This window comes from Streptomyces sp. NPDC004629 (genome assembly GCF_042873595.1).
GTDB lineage: Bacteria > Actinomycetota > Actinomycetes > Streptomycetales > Streptomycetaceae > Streptomyces.
On the sequence record NZ_JBIALO010000027.1, the window covers coordinates 1 to 15,531 of the forward strand.

The 15,531-nt window shown below is 63.3% G+C and carries 14 protein-coding genes and 1 pseudogene; 6 read left to right on the plus strand and 9 right to left on the minus strand.

From position 1 onward, the window contains the following. Positions 1-108: 108 nt before the first annotated feature. Positions 109-432, plus strand: coding sequence for a DUF6083 domain-containing protein (locus ACFYTE_RS31985; protein ID WP_388718160.1), 324 nt, complete (start codon positions 109-111; stop codon positions 430-432). A gap of 22 nt (positions 433-454) precedes the next feature. Here ACFYTE_RS31985 and ACFYTE_RS31990 read toward each other — a convergent pair whose 3' ends face one another. The 8 genes and pseudogenes from ACFYTE_RS31990 to ACFYTE_RS32025 all read right to left on the minus strand — a co-directional run. Beyond that, positions 455-925 carry a GNAT family N-acetyltransferase gene (locus ACFYTE_RS31990; protein ID WP_388718163.1) on the minus strand — a complete coding sequence of 157 codons (471 nt, stop codon included), beginning with the start codon at positions 923-925 and terminating at the stop codon, positions 455-457. A gap of 308 nt (positions 926-1,233) precedes the next feature. Continuing rightward, on the minus strand, positions 1,234-1,632 hold the full coding sequence (locus tag ACFYTE_RS31995; protein ID WP_388718166.1) for a DUF6234 family protein: 399 nt from the start codon (positions 1,630-1,632) through the stop codon (positions 1,234-1,236). Between the two features lie 152 nt (positions 1,633-1,784). Continuing rightward, positions 1,785-3,065: a hypothetical protein gene (locus ACFYTE_RS32000; protein ID WP_388718169.1), complete on the minus strand. Its 1,281-nt coding sequence runs from the start codon at positions 3,063-3,065 to the stop codon at positions 1,785-1,787. Next, entirely contained in the window at positions 3,062-3,259 is a 198-nt protein-coding gene (locus ACFYTE_RS32005) for a hypothetical protein (protein ID WP_366904656.1), read from the minus strand. Before ACFYTE_RS32005 ends, ACFYTE_RS32000 begins: the two co-directional genes overlap by 4 nt. Positions 3,260-3,324: 65 nt before the next feature. Beyond that, positions 3,325-5,994, minus strand: a complete 2,670-nt coding sequence (locus ACFYTE_RS32010) for an SUMF1/EgtB/PvdO family nonheme iron enzyme (RefSeq protein WP_388718172.1) — start codon at positions 5,992-5,994, stop codon at positions 3,325-3,327. Continuing rightward, on the minus strand, positions 5,991-6,764 hold the full coding sequence (locus ACFYTE_RS32015; protein WP_388718175.1) for a class I SAM-dependent methyltransferase: 774 nt from the start codon (positions 6,762-6,764) through the stop codon (positions 5,991-5,993). Before ACFYTE_RS32015 ends, ACFYTE_RS32010 begins: the two co-directional genes overlap by 4 nt. 536 nt (positions 6,765-7,300) lie before the next feature. Further along, complete coding sequence (locus tag ACFYTE_RS32020) at positions 7,301-7,525, minus strand: DUF397 domain-containing protein (RefSeq protein WP_388718178.1); 225 nt, start codon at positions 7,523-7,525, stop codon at positions 7,301-7,303. A 4-nt stretch (positions 7,526-7,529) separates the two neighbouring features. Further along, positions 7,530-7,940: pseudogene (locus tag ACFYTE_RS32025) on the minus strand (Scr1 family TA system antitoxin-like transcriptional regulator); the annotation flags it as partial. A gap of 55 nt (positions 7,941-7,995) precedes the next feature. On the opposite strand from ACFYTE_RS32025, the gene ACFYTE_RS32030 reads away from it, so the two are divergent. The 4 genes from ACFYTE_RS32030 to ACFYTE_RS32045 all read left to right on the plus strand — a co-directional run bounded on the left by ACFYTE_RS32030 (position 7,996) and on the right by ACFYTE_RS32045 (position 14,219). Further along, the gene (locus tag ACFYTE_RS32030) at positions 7,996-8,262 is read left to right on the plus strand and encodes a group II intron reverse transcriptase/maturase (RefSeq protein ID WP_388718403.1); all 267 of its coding nucleotides are present in this window, start codon (positions 7,996-7,998) and stop codon (positions 8,260-8,262) included. Positions 8,263-8,274: 12 nt separating this feature from the next. Next, a complete protein-coding gene (locus tag ACFYTE_RS32035; protein WP_388718181.1) occupies positions 8,275-8,598 on the plus strand; it encodes a hypothetical protein in 324 nt (107 codons plus the stop codon). A gap of 364 nt (positions 8,599-8,962) precedes the next feature. Further along, complete coding sequence (locus tag ACFYTE_RS32040) at positions 8,963-11,146, plus strand: AIPR family protein (RefSeq protein WP_388718185.1); 2,184 nt, start codon at positions 8,963-8,965, stop codon at positions 11,144-11,146. Positions 11,147-11,504: 358 nt separating this feature from the next. Further along, on the plus strand, positions 11,505-14,219 hold the full coding sequence (locus tag ACFYTE_RS32045; RefSeq protein WP_388718188.1) for an N-6 DNA methylase: 2,715 nt from the start codon (positions 11,505-11,507) through the stop codon (positions 14,217-14,219). A gap of 64 nt (positions 14,220-14,283) precedes the next feature. Here the strand turns inward: ACFYTE_RS32045 and ACFYTE_RS32050 are convergent, their stop codons facing one another. Continuing rightward, a complete protein-coding gene (locus ACFYTE_RS32050; protein WP_388718191.1) occupies positions 14,284-15,054 on the minus strand; it encodes a transposase in 771 nt (256 codons plus the stop codon). 72 nt (positions 15,055-15,126) lie between these two features. On the opposite strand from ACFYTE_RS32050, the gene ACFYTE_RS32055 reads away from it, so the two are divergent. Then, on the plus strand, positions 15,127-15,510 hold the full coding sequence (locus tag ACFYTE_RS32055; RefSeq protein WP_388718194.1) for a hypothetical protein: 384 nt from the start codon (positions 15,127-15,129) through the stop codon (positions 15,508-15,510). Positions 15,511-15,531: the final 21 nt, after the last annotated feature.

Consider the following 15,531-nt stretch of genomic DNA (forward strand, 5'->3'; position numbering starts at 1 on the left):
CACGGCGCCGCGACGAACCGCCAACTCACGCAACCTGACACAGCATCGGCAACACACTCACACCTTGACCGAGCCGCCTAAACGATCGACGTTGGCCCGTACTGCGGTTTGTCGCAGGACCGAGTGCCGACGCTTGAGTATGAATGGGTCTTGTTGGAACCGGACATGACTCCGCTGGCCCATACGGTGCCGGCGGAGCATCGGTGGATCGAGCTCTCCGACGGTCGGGTCACCGTCTACGGAGTGTGTCCGCCAGATCCGTTTCAGCGGTGCCGTATCGAGCACCGGCTGGCCTGCTCGGCACAACGGCTACCGGATCTTTGGCCATGGTTGACGATGCTGCGAGCGGAGAACGGTCGGCGAGCGGAGCGGCAGTCGCAGGCTGACCCGGAGCCGCCAGAGCCTCCGGAGGAATGGCCAGATGCGGGGTAAGGGCCCGCGCTTCCGCAACAGCTCACCGAGCGGGGAAGGTGAGTCGCAGAACGATCTCGCCGTCGTCGATCTCCCCGGTGGGCTCGAACCCGAACTTCCGATAGAAGGGCCACGGTTCGCCGTCGCCGGGCTCGTAGCTGGTCAGCAGCTCGGTGGCGCCGTCCGCACGAACCAGGGCGGCGATCTGCGTGAGAGTCTCTCGACCGACCCCCCGCCCCTGGTGCCGCTTGTCGACGAGGAGGCGCCAGATGAAGTGCCGCCCCTTGTAAGGGCCGGCCGGCGGCTTCCACGAAAGCATGACGAACCCGACTGGCTCGTCGCCGCGGTACACGGCGCGGTACCAGGGGCTGGCCTCCGGTTTCTTGGTCGCCTCCTTGAGCGACTTGGACACGGAGGCGACGAACTGTTTCTGATCCCGTCGGACGCGGAGGGCACGAACAGCGTCCCGGTTGCCGTCGGTGATCTCCCGCAGGTGCACACCTGGAGGCCTCATGCCACACCCCTTCCTGCGTGCGGCGGCTGCGCCATCCGGGCCGACGTGAAGAGCCGCCACCGTGCGGCAGTCCGTTGTGTGCACGCACTATCAAGGACGTCAGGTTGGACGTCCTCGCAGCGTATTCGACGCCGCGAATCTGGAGCGTGACTGGCACGCCGGACTGTGGCCGCTCACCAGGCTGGCCGCGCTTATCGGCGACCATGAGGCAGCCGGCGGCGTCAGGAGGGATGTTCCGCACGTAGGTGCAGTGGTTCCGCAATAGTTCGGCAACAGGCGACAACGTGCTCGATCCGCGCCCGGCGGTCTCAGCAGTTTGCGCTATAGCGGATGCACCCGGGTGGTGGGGTGTGGCTGTGGTCCCACTCGTGCTGCGCAGCCGTCAGCGATCCGCCTGCCAGAAGGGCCACCAGCAGGTGTGCGATCACCGTCCAGCGGGCACGGAAGATTGCCGCGACAACTGCCAGAAGGAGTACGGCGATCAGCAGCATCCGTATCCGTTCGATGTGCGCCAGGCCGGCCGCGTCGATCCGTGCTTGCTCGCCTTGTGCTGCCCATGCCTCCAGGCCGTAGCCGTATATCCAGTCCAGCACGAGCCACGCGGTCTCCAACAGGAACAGCGGGATCGCGAGGGCGAGGTCCACGCCCAGGCGTGTTCCGTGCGACCAGGGGCGTCGGTGTTCCCGGGCTGGAAGCGTGTCGGTCATGGATGCAGGGTGCCGCGGCTGGTGGTGATGCGCATGAGTACCACTACTCAATCCTGGGCCTGGCATCCGCAACAGGCGCGGTACCTCTGCGGCGGTCCAAGAGCGGGCGTATCCGTCGCTGTCTGCGGACGTCGTCCGCCGGCCATGACGTTCTACGCCTCGCCCTCTCCGCTCCGAAGCGACGACAGGACCAGGCGCCCGTACCGTGTCGTCAAGGCCGCTGCCGTGGCGGCGACGGACAGCGCGAGTGCTATGAGCAGGTGTGTCACGGAGTCGTCGCCGAGGACTTGCAGGATGCTGAGGGCGGTGCCAAGGGGCAGGCCGAGGATGGTGAGGACGCCCAGGGCGCCGCTGATCTGCTGGCTTTCCTGTGTCTGTACGAGCCTGCTGTAGTCGGCGGCTTCGGCGAGGATCGCGTTGAAACGGGCGGGCAGCCGGTGCTGGTTTTGGAATGCGAGCAGCAGATCGTTCGCCGGGCCGTGAGCGGTGAGGTGTTGTCGCCAGTAGGTGCTGCGAAAGACGGCGATGTTCCGCTCCAGGCCGGCGACGCGATGTGCCAGCCGCGAAGACTCGAACACCCCGGAGAGTTCGTCGGTGAGCTCGTCGATGTGATCGCGCTGGAGAGCGCCGAGGAGCAGGGCGTCGAGGTAGACGGTTCGGGAGTGCAGTGCCCCGAAGTCGAAGAAGTCACCGGCACCGGTGTCGGGTCGGTGGCCGAGGAAGGCAGCTCCTTGTCGCAGTACCAGGGCGCTCCAGTCCGCCGAGATCCGCACGGTGTACTTGAGTTGTTCGTCGGCGCTCTCAGGTGGGAGGGGGAAGTCCTCCGGCGTGGAGCGTGAGGCCAGTTGCCATAGCCAGCGGTCCGCGGCGGCGGGCAGTTCCCCTTCCAGGCCCGCACGGAGGGCGGGAGCGTGCTGGGCCATTGGGGTCATGAAGGCGATGGTGTAGGGCCGTGCGGTGGCGAACGGTGCGCCCGGGGCACGGACGTCGGCGATGCCGGCGAGGAGCCCGGCCGGGTCGAACGGCCAGGTGAGCGGTTCGTCGGCCGAGGTCGGCCGCCGTCCGGCCACAGCCCGCAGCACCGGCAGCAGAGGTCGATCCATGCTGAAGTGCAGGACCGCGAGGGTGTGTTCCGGGTTGCCGGCAGTGGCCGCGCTCAGGAGTTCCATGCCGAGCAGGTGCATGCCGTCGTGTTTGACGTCCAGCGGCCTGTGCCAGCGGCGAGGCCGTCCGGGTGCCCCGTAAAGGGCGCGTGCCGAGGCGGGGGCGAAGTAGGTGGATCGCGTCTGGGTGTCGGTTCGGCGGCTGCCCAGCTCGAACGGGAAGGGCCCTTCGGCCCAGTTGGGGACGCGCAGCAGTTGCACGGGCAGGACGACGGTCAGCTCCTGGCGCGCACCTATGGCTTCGTCGAGCAGCGGAACGTCGGCGGTCACCGGTAGTACTCCGCCGGGTCGGGCTGGTCGAGGCGGATGACGAATTCCGCCCGGTCGGGGCTTTCGGCGCTGATGTGGAAGCGGACGCGTTCGCCGGTGCGGATGGTCCGGAATCCTTCGGTCACGATCTGCCGGTAGTCGAAGCCGTAGTATCGCTCGTCCTCGTCGTCCCGGACAATGTAAGAACTGAGCACACCGCGCGGTCCTCCGCCGCTCGGGCGTGTGTCGACGATGGTTCCTCGGCGGGGCCCGTCGCCGCTCATACTGCCGTCCCCTCTGTTCCGCCGCTATCGCTGTCGAGGTCCTGCACGCATCGGAAGCCGACCGCGTTGCTTGCACCGTGCTTCCGGTAGACGCTCTTGCTGCTGGCCTGCACCGCGCGCATCGGGTTGTCGTAGCTGCCGCCGCAGATGACGGCCTCGCCAGGGTCCGCCAGGCTGGTGGAGGTCCACTCCCAGCAGTTGCCCACCATGTCGAGGACGTTGAACGGTGAGCGGTTGCTAGGACGTTCCGTGACAGGCGTGACGCCGGCCCGGCGTACGGCGTCGCCCGCGAAGTCCCGGTACCACGCCTGGTACGTCACAACAGGCCGGCCGACCCACGAGTCGGCGCAGTTCACGCGGGTGCCGTCGGGCGTGTCGCCCCACGGGAACAGCCGCCCGTCGGCGCCGCGGGCGGCAGCCTCCCATTCGAGCGCGGTAGGCAGGCGCTTGCCTTCGAATGCGGCGAAGGCGTACGCGCTCCACCAGCTGACGCAGACGGCCGGGTGAGCGTCGTAGCGGGGGTTCTCGAAGTAGCCGGGCCGCCGCAGTCGGTCAGTCGAGGGGCGGTGTGTGACGTGGTCCGGCTGGTCTGGATGGTCCCACCGCGAGGTGCCGCCCGCGTCGAGAGCGTCGAGAAAACGGCGGTAGCGTGTGACCGTCACGGCATGGCGGTCGAAGCGTACGGGACGCTCGACGCGTCGCATCAGCAGCCGTTCAGCCGGACCGACTAGGTACGCCCCGGCGGGCAGCAAGCAGTCGTCAGTCTCCGGAGCACCGGGCATGCCGGCGAGGAAGGCGCGCACTTGCTCAGTGAGGAAGACACCGCCGGGAATGTCCGCTGCCGCGTTCCGGTTCGCGGGATCGGCGAGATACCGGGCGGCCAGCAATTCCTGGTACGCCGTGTGCACGAAGGCGACGTGATCGGCCCCGGCGGGACGCAGCAGTGGCGCGAGGACAAAGGCGTCGAGATCAAGCCGTCCCTCCATGAAGGCACCAGCGCCCAGCTGCCGGAATAAGTCAAGGAGCGAGAAGACCGTCCGGTCGGTGAGGAACGCCTGCCCGAACGTGGCGGGCAGGCGGCGCTCCAGATCGGGCTGCCCACGCTCGGCCAGCGTCCGCGTGACATGTGTGCCGAGGATGTCCGCCAGCGTCTGCCCCGACGGAAGCTCTAGCGTGGTGGTGAGTCGCTTCTCCAGTGGGGTGGCCTCGGGCTCGGCCAGGCGTACGACGTGGAAATGCGGTATGCGCGCCGGGTCCAGGCCGTTCGCGTACATCTGCTCGACCAACTGCTCGGAACGTCCTGCGCCGCTGTCCAGAAGTTGGCGTACCTGGGGTGAGTCCGCCAGGAAGGAGACCCGTGAACTCATGACCACAGCCGATTCGGCGGACAGGACGGCGGCGAGATCGGTGAAGAGCCGAAGGAATCCGGCGAGGCTCGATTCATCGACGCCCTCGTCCACGGCATCGAGCACGCACAGCGCGGTCCCGGACCGGATCAGGTAGAGGAAGAGGTCGTAGGCACGGGAGCGGTCCGACGGCGTCATGGCCGGCGCCAGCAGACGGCCTGCGTACTCGGAGAACGGTTCGTCCTTCGGTTTGAGGCCGAGGTCGAAGTAGAAGCGGAAGCGACGGACCTCAGGGTCGGCCGCCAGCGCGCGCAGAAGCGTGCTCTTTCCACTTCCGGGACGACCGGTCACCAATACGTTCGCACTGCCGCGCGCAAGTCGCGCGAGCAGCTCCGCCGCGTCCCCGGATTGCATCACCTGCGATTCACCGGTGCGCGGGTCGGTGGTCAGCGTCGCCGCAGCGACAGTGGCCCGCAGCTCGGCAGGGTCGACGGCAGAGACGAGAGGGGCGAGGTGATTGTCGAGATTGACGATGGCGTCGACGAAACCGTCGTAGCGCACGATCCGGAAGTCCAGGCCCAGCATCTGATGGAGCGCACCGGACGCCGTACTGCCGCCGCTGTCGTCGTCGAGGACGACGAACCGGGTGAGCTTGGGCAGGTGCGTCCGCAGCAATTCGCCACCGTTGGAGGCAAGGACGGTATTCAGGTCGTCCGCGTCCCGGGAGAGCATCAGCTCCACGTACTCCAGCCGCATCCCCGACTCGCGGCAGAACAGCTGGTACACGGTGTCGGGGCTGAGGACGAACCGCTTGGCCTGTCTGTAGCCGAGGGTGACGTACAGCCCGGCAAGGAACTCGCAGCGGCGCGCCACCTCGGGGGCCATGTCGGGTTCTCCGCCGAGCAGCGCAGCGCTACCCGTGTCGGTGAACCAGACAAGCACGTCGACGAGTCGGCGGACCGCCAGCAGACCGTCCTCGTCGCTGATGTCGTATCCGTCGTGCGTGGACCGGTTGCGGAGCCGCCGGATGTCGTCGAGCGCGTCCAGGACCGTACTGCTGCGGATGTAGGGACGGCAGCGCTTGACCAGGTCGTTCAGGGCCTTCGTCGAAGGGTCGCCCTCGACGCCGTGGTGCCGCCACAGCTCCTTGAGTAGCTTCTCGGTCAGTTTCCCGATCAGGGCGACCGCGTTCTCCGGATAACCGTCGTTGAGGGACCGCAGCGGCCGCTCCAGATCCAGCCCTAATCGATCCGCGATCCGCGAGTGGTCGTCGAGTTCACTCCTCAGACGCCGCAGCCGTTCGTCGACCACGGTGCTCACGCGCCTTCCCCTCGTCGCCACCCGAGGACGAAGGCAAACCGGTCCGGAAAGACGAGGACAGGCTCCGGGTGGGCGGCCTGCATCTCTTCGATGCCCTTCTCGACCTCACTGTCGGTGAAGGTGGACAGCAGTGACATGTAGCGGGCGCGCACCATGCCGAAGTACTTGTCCCGGTCGATGCGCAGCTCATGCTCGACATGGGTGAGACCGGCTTCCAGCCCGGCCGCACTCAAGTGCGCCTGGATGTCGGCCGGGTCCGGCTGCAGCTCCTCGAAGCGGTCGAGGGCCGCTTGGAACAGCGGGTACTGGATCGTGGCCGGGAGCATCACCACCAGCAGCCGTCCTCCGGGGGCCAGGCGCTCGGCCAGGCCCCGCAGCGTGCCCGCCTGATCGGTCACATGGTGCACCGACTCCTTCAGCCACATCGCGTCGAGCTGTTCGTACGGCAGGGCGGCGCGGCCTTCAGCGATGTCCTCTGCCGAAGCGACGATCGGCGCCAGGTCGGGCGGCGGTGTGCCGAGCTGACGGAGCATCGCCTCGGAAGGGTCGACGCACAGAATCGGATGGCGTGGCTGGAGCTGCTTGACCACTTCCCTGGCGAACAGGCCCGTTCCGGAGCCGATGTCGGCGATCCGGTCCGCGGAGCTGAGCCGCAGCGTCTCGGCGATCTGGCCGGACATCCAGGGAATGTAGTCCGGACCGTAGACCCAGTGCTCGTCGTACTCGGCTGCCAGTTCCTCGTAGTGCCCCCGCACCTCGCGCCGCTCCACGATCTCCCTCGTGTCTTTCGTGTGTCGCTGGCTGTGCCGGCGCTTGTGCCGCACAGGACATGTGCAGGCTATCGCGGGTAGGGAGACGGCAACAGGGTGTCACCTGGCCAGGGTTGGGCCTGTCGAGCCTGCCTCCAGCAGGGGCGAAGAGATGGAACACAGGGCGAAAACCCAGGCTGTTGTGCTGCCGCCGGGTGCTGCCCCGTCGGCCGGCGAGAGGGCGGGGAGTAGAGGCTAGAGGCGGATCTTGCTGTGGCGACCGTTGGAGTACCGCCGTAGGTGCCCTGGTGGAGGGACGCGGCCGAACTGGACAGGGCCGTCGGCGTTCCAGGTGGTGCCCCTGTAGTTCTTTGTACGGATAGGCGGCCGTGCACACAGTGGAGAAGCTGGTCCGTGCCAGCATCGCGAGGAGGGCCTGCTGGCCGGGGATGAGGCGGTGGTGCCGTACGCCGACGCTGGTCCAGTCGCTGCTGGCGACGATGCTGTTGCAGGCGTTCGCAGTGCGAGCTGGGCGCAACTCGGGGGAACGACGTCGATCAGCCTCGGAACCTGGTGAAGTCCGTCACCTTGGAGTAGGTGTTGCCCTTCAGGGCCTCGACGAAGGTGGTGAAGGCACCGGTTGGGATAGAGAGAGTGGCCCTGGGCGGGGATTTTGAGTCGCGGATGGCTATGTGGGTGCGGCGATGTGCAACCTCCACGCAGGCGTCGCCTTGGCCACCGCCGGAGTAAGACGACTTCTGCCAGGTATTGGGGGTCATCATGGACTCACAGCTCCTTCGTCATCTGGAGGATGAGGTCACGCGCACGTCCGGGTTCGAGCGATGCCGCTTCTACCCTAGGGAAGAGCGTTCGGTAGCGGCCGAGTTGGGCTTCGGCGTCGATGAACACAGGGCCATTGGGTCCGTCACGCACGACGGTGTCCAGCCTGGGGACCGGACCACCTGCATACACCATGGCGCTTCCTGCTCCGGCGAAGCCGTTCAGATCGAAGGGGGTGACGCGTACGGTGACGTGATCCGCTTCAGAGTGTTCCAGGACGCGGGCGAGCTGAGCCTGTGCTTCGGCTCGGTCACCGACCCTGATGCGCAGAGCTGCCTCGTGGATCACCGCCTCATACGGGAGCGGGTCGGGTCGTTCGATGATGACTCTGCGCTTCATCCGGTGTTGCACCGTGATCAAGGCCAAATGCGCCCCGTACCTGAAACACGGAAAACCCGCGCGGCAGACCTCGATGCTCAACTATGACGACTACACCATCGTCAGCATCTACGGCGCCAGGTACCGCGGAATCGTTCAGTACTGCCTGCTCGCCGGTGACGTCTTCCGACTGAACCGGTTGCACTGGGTCATGCAGTCCTCGCTGCTGTGCTCCCTGGCGAACAAGCATCGACCATGTCGAAGATGGCCCGCAAGTACAAGGTCACCATCCACACCCCGGCCGGGCCTCGCAAGTGTCTCCAGGCCGGCATCACCCGCGCCCCGAGCAGGAAACCGCTGATCGCACAGTTCGGTGGCATCCCACTCAAACGGACAGAAGTCCGCAGTCCTGAAGGACCGCGACCCTGCCCACAGTCCCCCTCGTCGGCGCGAGTTGACCAGGCGGCTGCTGGCAGGCTTCTGCGAACTATACGGACAGACCGAAAAAATCCAGGTCCACCAGATCCGCAAGCTAGCAGACCTCGACCGGCTCGGGCAGGAACAACCCAACTGGGCAGCCCTCATGGCCAGGAAACGACGCGAGACACTCGTAGTCTGCTCAACCTGCCACGACGGCATCCACGCTGGACGCGAAACCGCAGCTCACGGCAGTCACTGGAGAGCTCGTTGCGATTAACGTCGCACGACGGGTTCGGGAGGAGGTCGCTGGGAAAAGGAGCAGCTCCGCTGCCACCTCGCCCGGCGGCCCACCTCACGTTGGCCGCCGCGTAAGCCGCTCCGGCAACTTGAAGGTCTACGCGAAGTGCATGGATGACCAGGAGCAAGAGATGAACGGCACCTCATACAGGGTGCCTGGGAGGATTCGAACCTGTGCACACGACTCCGGAGGGCCCGTGTGTCGTGGGAGTCCGTGCAGGTCAGAGATGTCCTGCGAGGAACGTGAGTGTTGCGGTCCACGCCTGGTCCGCAAGATGAGTGCACACACTGCTACCTCTGAGATAGGCTAATTGGACCTGGCGTGGGGTCGGTAGGGGTGGGGAATGAGCAAGGGCCTGCAGGACATGCCGCTCGAGGTGCAGCACATCCGAAGCGCGCTGTTGCGGGAGTTCAAGGACCGTATCTCTATGGGGGACTTCGAAAAGAAGGACCCTACGGAACGCGAGACAGCCCTGCTGTCGAGAGCCGTTTCCGCTAAGGCCGCGCGTATTCTCACGGATTGCACGTCAGACGAGGCGGCAGCAGGGGTAATTGACGGCCGAGATGATTTCGGTATCGACTGTGTCGCGTTCTCCAACTCCGGGTCTGAACTTTGGCTAATCCAGGCCAAATGGAAAAACAAAGGAACCGCCGGCTTTGATACGGAAGCCGCCCTCAAGCTTGTGCATGGACTCAAGAAGCTCGATAATCGCGACCTCGATCACTTCAATGAGCGGCTGCAACTGCTCGCGGATCGCGTGCACGGTGTGCTTCGGCTTCCCACCTGTAAGGTCAATCTGATCATTGCCCTCATTGGCGACGGCCGTCTCTCTCCTGAGATCCAAAACATCCTCAATGATGCAGCCCATGAATTCGGCGGCCTTGGACGGACTGTCGAGTACAGAGTCCTAGACCAGAGAGACTTCCATCGAGCTGTTAGGGAAGACCTGGAACCCCAGCCCATCACTCTCAGGGCGACCATGGATAGGGAATGGTATACCAGGGAAACCCCGTACAAGGCTGTCATCGGAGAGGTCAGCGCTGACCAGCTCGCTCATTGGTATGGCGGCAAGGGGAACGACCAGGGCCATGACAAGGGTCACGGTGAGCGCCTTTACGACCGTAACGTTCGACAGTCGCTGGGCTTGACCGGGGTTAACCAGACCATGGTCGAGTCGATGATAGAAGATCCCGAAGGGTTCATGTACCGTCATAACGGAATCACGGTGCAATGCGACAGGATCGAACAGGAATATCATGCCAAGCGGGCAGTTGGTCAACCTACTACTCTCATCTTGCATAATGCGAGTGTGGTGAACGGCGCCCAGACGGTAACCTCGGCCTTCCGTGCCTATGAAAGGGACCCTGAGGCTGTCGCTGATGCCTACGTTCTAGTGCGGATCATTTCCCTTGATGGAGCGCCAGAGAATTTCGGGCGCTCGATCACCAAGGCGACAAATACCCAGAACCATATGGAGCGCCGGGACTTCATCGCAATCGACACCGTTCAAAGTGAAATTCAGAAGGATTTCCGGCTTTCCCTCGATAAGGAATACGTGTTCAGGCGGGGGGAGCTCGATCCCGCTCCGGAGTCGGGTTGTTCAGTCACCGAAGCTGCGACAGCCTTGGCGTGCATGCATAGGGAATCGTCCCTGGCTGTGCGGGTAAAGGGCTCCACAAATGTGCTGTGGGAAGAGGGACGCGGGGGCGCATACACACGGCTATTTGGGCAGCAGCCTACCGCTCAGCAGATTTGGCGTGCAGTGCAGGTTTTGAGGCTCGTGCGTGATCGGCTGACCGAGCTGCGTTCAAAGCTCTCCGGGCGTCCGGGCTCGGTGGTGGATAGTGGCTCCCTGCTAGTCGCTCATTTGGTGTTCCAGCGCATTGGCAGGGACAAGTTTGATGAGCCTGACGACGAATGGGCGGGTGTCTTTGCCGAGGTGCCCGCGCAAGTGGATGCTGTGCTCACATGCCTTGTTCCGATGGTGGACACACTTTTCACAAGTAAGAGTTTTGTCACGAGCACCTTTGCCAACGAGGAACGCTGTGCCCGTTTGGTCGCTGCCGTGCTCGGGATGCTCGAACGTGGCACCGGGCCGGACTCACCAATGAACTTGAGTGCGTTCATTGAGGGGGCCTCGCGGAATCGACGGCGCCGACCGCAGACCGTGCGTCTCCTTGTCGACCACGACGTAATTAAGGACGGTACCCCTCTCGTCTACGCGCCAAGCACCGCCGAAGAGGTGGCCATCGGGGCATGGCTCGACGCAGACCCGCGGCGTCGGCGAGCTAGTTGGGTCAATGATCGAAAGGCACCGCTTCTCTGGGAGGCTGACGGTAAGCGCTATTCGCCAACCGGACTTGTCTCTCAGATGTGGAACGCGGCCGACTGGAAAGAACAGTGGAGCACGGTCCAGGGCCCCAAGCAGTGGAAAATCTCAGGTGAGGGGACGCTTGTTGAGATCGCAGAGCGACTTTGGCGGCGAATCGTAGACGAGAGTGAAACAGAGGACGAGAGCTCGACCTAGCGCTTCAGATGGTGGGCGCGCCTGGCACCCCTGCACCCGGCTTGCGGCGGCAGCGGAACCAGGCGCGCACGGCAGGCAGGTTGCAGCTCCGCAGTGAGGCCGCCGACTACATTGGCCACTCCTCTATCTCTCAATCGGCCATCTGCATGCGCGGCTCAGCCACCTGATGAGCTTCGCCCTGGTCCGCTTGGGCTCGAGCCGGTGAGGAGCTTGCGGATATCGGCCTGAGCGCACACAGTGCAGGGCGGTGGACAGCTGTGTCGAGGGCGTGGGGTATATTGTGTCGTTTGGGATGGCCACTGGCGCATCGGGCGGCCGGCCTTCTATCGTTCGCTTAGGTGCCAATCGGAGGAAGCCCGTGACTGAGGTTCATGGTTCCCGCAGCAACATGTTCTGTGAGCGGGCGGTGTTGGGTAACGAGGCCAGCGTCGAACAGTTCTTTGTGAACCGGCTTATCTCCGCCCTCGACTACGCAGACGACCAGGTTCGCCCGAAAGAGTCCCTGGATGAATTGATGGTCAACCAGGGGCGCAGTCGCAAGAGGTACCGCCCGGATTATGCGCTCGAAGTCGACGGCACCGTGCGTTGGGTCATCGAGGCCAAGGCAGTGGGCGAGAGCCTTGAGTCCTTCGTCGGGCAGGCGGCCAGTTACTGCCACCACCTGAACGCTTCCCATCATGATGGCAACCCTGTCACTCATTTCTTGATGACTAATGGACTCACGACTGAGCTCTATCAATGGGACCGACAGGACCCGATTTTGAGGCTTTCATTCACTGATTTCGATGAGAGCAATCCGAAGTGGAAGCAGCTCAAGGAGATGCTGTGCCCCGATAGTCTCTCGTCGCGACGCTGGACGGTTCAACCGACGCTTTTTGAGTCTTCGCTCACCATCAATCAATCTTCCATCTCCGAAATTAACGCTGCTTTTGCTTGGTGTCACAAGCTCATCTATCGGCGGGAGAACTACAGCTATTCCGCGGCCTTCATGGAGTTCGTGAAGGTTGTCTTCTTGAAGTTGCTGAGTGATAAATCGGTGCATGGCAACAGCAGAGCTGTGTTCGCTGATGATGGATCGATTGCAGTTCCAGCCTCCGAGGTGAGATTTTCGCTGTCCTGGATCGAGAGGATGGAGGAAGATAGCCCCAACCCAGTGGCGGACATCCAGTTCCGCAACCTCGTTCGTCAACTGGAAGAGGAAATCAGGCAGCGCAAGAAGAAGCGCATCTTCAGTCCCGGTGAAATCCTCGACCTGTCGCCGGAGACCATAAAGGGTGTTGTCGGGAAGCTGGAAAAGATCGATCTTTACAGCATGGACTCGGACCTCAACGGTCGACTGTTTGAAACCTTCCTGAATGCAACTCTTCGAGGCAAAGATCTCGGGCAGTTCTTCACACCTCGTAGCGTTGTCAAACTGGCTACACGGCTAGCAGACCTGCAGGTGAGTCGCGAGCACGTCGACACCGTGATCGACGCGTGCTGTGGAACCGGCGGATTCCTTATTGAGTCGCTTTCCGATATGTGGGGGAAGGTTGAGGCGAGTCAAACTCTCTCCCCCTCGGAGAAGTCTCGTATTCGAGATGAGATCGCCACGGAACACATCTTTGGAATTGATGTAGCTAAAGAGCCAGCCCTGGCGCGAATTGCTCGGATCAACATGTACCTTCACGGCGATGGAGGCAGCCGTGTCTACCAGGTAGACGCTCTCGATAAACGCTTCCACAGTCATGCTGCTGAAAGTCAAGAGGTGCGCAGCGAGAAGGAAGAGTTCAAGCGCATCGCTGGGAAGCAAGTGTTCGACGTCGCGCTTACGAATCCTCCCTTCGCAAAGGAGTATGCGCGGAAGACGGACGCGGAGCGCCAGATCCTTGAACAGTACGTACTGGCTTATCAAAACACTGCTCGAAGCCGTACTCCCGTAGCCAGGCTGAAGTCCAGCATGATGTTCATCGAGCGTTATCACGATCTGCTGAAGCCCGGTGGACGGCTAGTGACCGTGATCGATGACTCAATTCTGGGTGGAGATCGTGAGGAAAGGGTGCGCTCTTTCATTCGCGAGAAATTCATTGTGGTGGCCGTCGTGTCACTTCCTGGGGACGCGTTTCAAAGGTCCCAAGCTCGAGTTAAGACCTCTATTGTGGTGCTGCAGAAAAAGAACTTCCCTGAGGAAGAGCAGCGACCCATTTTTATGTACTACTGCACCCGAGTCGGTATCGATGAGGTGGCGCGGCAGCGTGTCCTTCCGGTTGATGAGCTCAATCGGAAGGCTGCGGAGCAGGAGATTGAAGAGGTCGGCAAGCTTTATCGAGATTTCCTGAGTGGTGATAGCGCTATTAGCGACTGGATCGTGCCGGCTGAAGCAATCAGTAAGCGTATGGATGTAAAGGCATGTCTACCAAGTGCAGGTAGAAACGTAGAGAAGTGGGTGAGGGACGGCCACAGAGTCGCTGAAGTTGGAGAACTTCTTCGCTCCGCCTTCTTCGACCCAGAAGATGCCACCTTGCTGAGTTCTGATCGGTCCGAAGACGTCATCCTGGCCGCGGATAGCGATGAAATGGTTACTCTTCTCAGAGTGCGATATGACGGAACTCCCGAAGTGGGCGAGACGATCGCCGCTTCAGATTCCACATATGACACCCTTTACAGAGTGCGGGCTGGCGATATCGTCATTAGCCACATCAATGCAGTCCATGGTGCTGTTGCAGTGATTCCCGAGCAGCTGGATGGTCTGGTTGCTACAAAGGAGTACACGGTCTGTCGGCCGCGGGAGGGGTACCACCCGTTCTTGATCTGGCAGTTGCTACGGACGCCAGAGGCTAGAGCCGACCTTCTGCTTTCCTCAACAGGCATGGGTCGAACCCGAGTCGATTGGAGCATTGTGTCCAAGCTCCAGTTGCCCGTGCCCTCGGAGGAAGTAAGTAAAGCAACCGTCGAGGCAATTCAGAAAGCACGAGACTTGGAGCAGCAGGCTCGTGAGTTGTACCAATCGGCGGGCACGTCCATCGGCACTGCGTTGAACTTGGACAACGCAGAGGCACGAGCTCTGCTTGCTGCTTTTAAGCCTCCGCGGTAGCAGGACCTTAAGCGCTGTCCCGTAAATGATCTACGACGTGCCGATTGACCTGCCTGGTTCTTCGTCAGCCTGCGAGGGTGAGGTTGTGCAGGCGGGCAATGCCGAGCATGGCGTGGTGGACGCCGTCGCCCTTGAGACGGCAGTCTCGGAGGATCTTCCAGGTCTTCATGCGGGCGAAGGCGTGCTCCACGCGGGCGCGGACCTTTCGGTGGGAAGCGTTGTGTTCCTCCTTCCACGCGGGGAGTTCGGTCTGGCCTTTCTCTCGGCGGTGCGGGATGACCAGGCCGGTGCCTCGGTAGCCGCCGTCCGCGATGACGGTGGTCTTGCCAACCGCGTCTTTGGCGCCGGACAGCTCCCATGCCTTGCAGTCGTTGCGGTTGCCCGGCAGCGGCCGGCCGACAGCGACGACGAGCCGGGTGTCGGCGTCGACGACGACCTGGTGGTTGGTGGAGTACCGATAGTTCTTCGACTGCTCGGCGACGGTGTGGTCGCGGGTGGGCACCAAGGTGCCGTCCACGATCAGGACGGTGTCTTTGCGGAACCGCTTGCGCTGCTGCAGCGCGAGCGCCGGGCCGAGGCCGTCGATGATGCGGCCGACCGCGGACTTCGACACCCCGAACAGCGGGGCGAGTTGGCGCAATGTGAGGTTGGTGCGCCAGTACGCGGCGACCAGCAGCACCCGGTCCTCAAGCGGCAGACTCCACGGCCTGCCCTTGCGAACCGGATCCGCACCCTCACGCCGCAAGGAGGTAATCAGCTTGCTGAACTGACGTGGGCTCAACCCGGTGAACGGTCGTATCCAGGACGGCTCCGACGCCGTGATCACACCAGCCACGACGAGATCATTTCAGTTGCCGTCGCCCTGTCCCGAGGCCGATCCTGTGTGCTCGGTCAACGAGGAGGACGCGTGGGGCTCGTTCTGTTTCCAGGAGACGGCGACACCGGCAGCCCGGACGTGTCCTGGTCCTACACCGCCTTCGGAGTGTTCCGGCAGTGGCTGGCGCAGACCGAGGGGTTCGCACTGAACGAGATGCACGGCTTCGGAGGGCAACGCCCCTGGAACGACGTCTCCACCACCCTGGCACCACTTCTTGATCATCCCGACGACGACGGCCCCGACCTCACGCCGATCCAGTGCGCCGCGATCCTGCCCCGCCTGAAGGAGATCGCCGATCAGTCGCAAGAGGGACGCATCGACCCGCTCCTCCAGCGACACATCGACGACATCCGTCAGCTGGTCGTCGTCCTACAGCTCTGCATCGAGAAGGACGTCGATCTCCTCTTCGGCTGACGCCGGTCGGCGCTACAGGAT

Coding starts and splice junctions, on each gene's coding strand:
- ACFYTE_RS32020 (WP_388718178.1), bottom strand. CDS start 7,525: ATGATGACCCCCAATACCTGGCAGAAGTCGTCTTACTCCGGCGGTGGC.
- ACFYTE_RS32040 (WP_388718185.1), top strand. CDS start 8,963: ATGAGCAAGGGCCTGCAGGACATGCCGCTCGAGGTGCAGCACATCCGA.
- ACFYTE_RS31995 (WP_388718166.1), bottom strand. CDS start 1,632: ATGACCGACACGCTTCCAGCCCGGGAACACCGACGCCCCTGGTCGCAC.
- ACFYTE_RS31990 (WP_388718163.1), bottom strand. CDS start 925: ATGAGGCCTCCAGGTGTGCACCTGCGGGAGATCACCGACGGCAACCGG.
- ACFYTE_RS32030 (WP_388718403.1), top strand. CDS start 7,996: ATGCTCAACTATGACGACTACACCATCGTCAGCATCTACGGCGCCAGG.